The sequence below is a fragment of the Kytococcus sp. HMSC28H12 genome (genome assembly GCF_001816045.1).
Lineage (GTDB): Bacteria > Actinomycetota > Actinomycetes > Actinomycetales > Dermatophilaceae > Kytococcus > Kytococcus schroeteri.
Genome location: NZ_KV824596.1, coordinates 1 through 2842, shown reverse-complemented (window position 1 = coordinate 2842; position 2842 = coordinate 1). Strand labels below are relative to the sequence as shown.

Below are 2842 nucleotides of genomic sequence, written 5' to 3'. Positions count from 1 at the left end.
CGCCGACGACGGCGGCGAAGTCCCCGGCGGCACCGGCAGCCACACCGGACGTGGCGTCCTCCACCACCACGGCGCGGTCGGACGGCACCCCGAGGCGCTCGGCGGCGGCCTCGAAGGTGTCCGGGGCGGGCTTGCCGGGCAGGCCCTCCTCGCGGGCCACGGCCCCGTCCACGACGACGGGGAAGAAGTGGTCGATCCCCGCGGTGCGCAGCACGGCCGGGGCGTTGGCCGAGGAGGAGACCACCGCCATCGGGGTGCCGACCGCCGCCAGGTGCTCGAGGAGGGCCAGCGAGCCCGGGTAGGGCTCCACCCCGGCCTCGAGCTCGGCGAGGAAGGCCTCGTTCTTGCGGGCGCCGAGGGCCTCCACCTCCGCCTCGGGGAGGGCGATGCCCCGCGAGGCGAGCAGGTCGCGCACGCCGTCGAGGCGCGGCTTGCCGTCGACGTGCTCGTAGTAGTCGGTGTTGGTGTACGGGGCGAGCTGCTCCCCGGTGGTACGGGTGCGCTCGGTCAGGTAGTCGGTGAACAGGCGGTGCCAGGCGCGGCGGTGCACCTCCGCCGTGGGGGTCAGCACCCCGTCGAGGTCGAAGAGCACGGCGCCGACCTCGGCGTCGACGTGCGGGCGGGCGAGGGGAGTCCGGTCCATCCCTCGAGCGTAGGGGGCGCGAGGCGGGTGCCGGCCGTCATCGGGTGTGCGAACTCCCACAGAGTGCGCCCCCCCCGCACCCGATACATGGCGCGTCCCGCGTCGGACTGCCTCGGTGCCTCACGGTGGCATGGGCGGGTAGCCTCCCGCCCATGCCCCGCATCCGGCTCGATCTCGCGTACGACGGCACCGACTTCCACGGGTGGGCGCGGCAGCCGGGGCTGCGCACGGTCCAGGAGCAGCTCGAGACGGCCTTGTGCACCGTCCTGCGCGTGGAGTCCCTGCCGCTCACCGTCGCCGGTCGCACGGACTCCGGCGTCCACGCCACGGGGTCGGTCTGCCACGGGGACGTGCCGGAGGAGGCCTGGGCGGCGGTGCCGGGGCGCTCCGACCGGGACCCCGCCGACGCGCTGGTCACCCGGCTCGCCGGTGTGCTCCCCGGCGACCTTGTCGTGCACCGCGCCACCGTGGTGCCCCCGGAGTTCGACGCACGCTTCGCCGCCCTGCGCCGGCACTACCGCTACCTGCTGTGGGACCGGGTGGCGGACGTGGACCCACGGCTCCGGGGGATGGTGGTGCGCCACCGGCGCCCGCTCGACGTGGATGCCATGGACGCGGCGGCTGGGCGTCTGGTGGGGCTCCGGGACTTCGCGGCCTACTGCAAGCCGCGCGAGGGCGCCACGACGGTGCGCACGCTGGAGCGGTTCACCTGGGCGCGGCGTGGGGACGGCGTCATCGAGGGCGTGGTGGTGGCTGACGCGTTCTGCCACTCGATGGTGCGCGCGCTCGTGGGGGGCGTGGTGCCCGTGGGGGAGGGGCGCCGGCCGGTGGAGTGGCCGGCGGAGGTCCTGGCCGGGCGGCAGCGCATCGGGGCGGTGCAGGTGATGCCCGCCCACGGCCTCACGTTGGAGCAGGTCGACTACCCCGCGGACGAGGACCTGGCGGCTCGGCAGATCGAGGCCCGGGCCACCCGCGTTCTCGACGAGGCCGGAGACGGCCTCCGCTGAGCAGTCCCCCTCCCCCGGGATGACGCCGCCCGGACAGCGGAAGGCCCCGCCACCCGAGGGGGCAGGGCCTTCCGAGGCGGTCTTGTGGGAGCTGGACGCTCCCGGGGATCACCAGATGCCGTCGCGCTGCTCCAGGGCGTAGAGCGGTGCGAGGCCGTCCGCCATGGTGCGGTTCCAGTAGGTGACCTGGTTGACTCCCTCGGCGCCCTTCCGGAGCTGGGGCACGTTGGCGTTGATGTTACCGGTGCCCTCCGGGGCGTACGAGAGGTAGTTGCCGATCTCGTTGGCCCACACGATGGCGTTGTTGGTCGCGGCCCGACGGGTGTCGTAGTAGGGGGCTGCCCAGCCCTCGTAGGAGTACTTCATGCCGGCCGCGTAGTCGGCAGGGTCGGTGTTCCACAGCTTCACGCGGGCGTTGTAGGCGCCCTGGAAGCACGTGGTGAGGTCGGCCTCGGTGGCAGTGGGGTAGCGCTTCTTCAGCTCGGCCAGCACCCAGGTCCAGGAGGGGGCGGCGAAGCCCACCGGCTTGACGCCGATCGTGGTGTAGATGGTCCCGCGGTTGTGCGAGCCGTCGCGCATCTGGAAGGCCACCAGCTGGAAAGTGTCCAGTGCGCTGTCGCCGCCGGTCTGCTCGAACAGGTAGTTGTAGTAGGTGCCCTGGCAGGTGCCCTGGTCCTCGGAGATGGCGGCAGTGCCCAACTTGGCGCCGGTGGCGGTGTTGTAGAAGGTGCCGTAGCTCGAGGAGATGTTGAAGTCGCGACGGGTGACGCAGGAGTCCACCTCGCGGGCCCGGCTGGTGTCTCCCGAGTTGTCGCCATCGGGGCTCCACGGGTCAACCAGCTTGGTGTACTGCGAGGCGTTGGTGTAGCGGACCTGGTCGAGGGTGTTGACGGCCGGCGAGGTGTCCACCTGACGGACGCCGATCTCCCAGAGGAGGTTGTAGCCAGCCCAGTCGAGGTCCTGCGTGCCGAGGTTGCGCATGTTGACGCCGGCGCTCGACAGGGCGCCGTTCTGCTCTCCGCCTCCGGAGACGTACCAGATGTTCAGGTCGACATTGGACAGGTCGGGCATCCCGGCCTTGTAGGTCGTGAAGACGCCGTCCACGATGCCGGCCGGGTTGGTCGGGCAGGTGAACTTCGAGGCGGCGACGGCCGGGGCGGAAGCGGCGACGGCGACGGCCGGGACGGACCAG

The 2842-nt window shown here is 72.5% G+C and carries 3 protein-coding genes; 1 reads left to right on the top strand and 2 read right to left on the bottom strand.

Features of this window, described 5'->3' with window-relative positions; genetic code table 11:
* On the bottom strand, positions 1-643 hold a 643-nt coding region (locus tag HMPREF3099_RS09395), incomplete at its 3' end, for an HAD family hydrolase (RefSeq protein WP_070705713.1).
* Between the two features lie 152 nt (positions 644-795).
* Here HMPREF3099_RS09395 and truA point away from each other — a divergent pair.
* A complete protein-coding gene (gene truA, locus HMPREF3099_RS09390) occupies positions 796-1650 on the top strand; it encodes a tRNA pseudouridine(38-40) synthase TruA (RefSeq protein WP_070705712.1) in 855 nt (284 codons plus the stop codon).
* A gap of 108 nt (positions 1651-1758) precedes the next feature.
* On the opposite strand, the gene HMPREF3099_RS13055 is transcribed toward truA, so the two are convergent.
* Positions 1759-2842: hypothetical protein (locus HMPREF3099_RS13055; protein WP_168168507.1), on the bottom strand; the 1084-nt coding region annotated here is incomplete at its 5' end.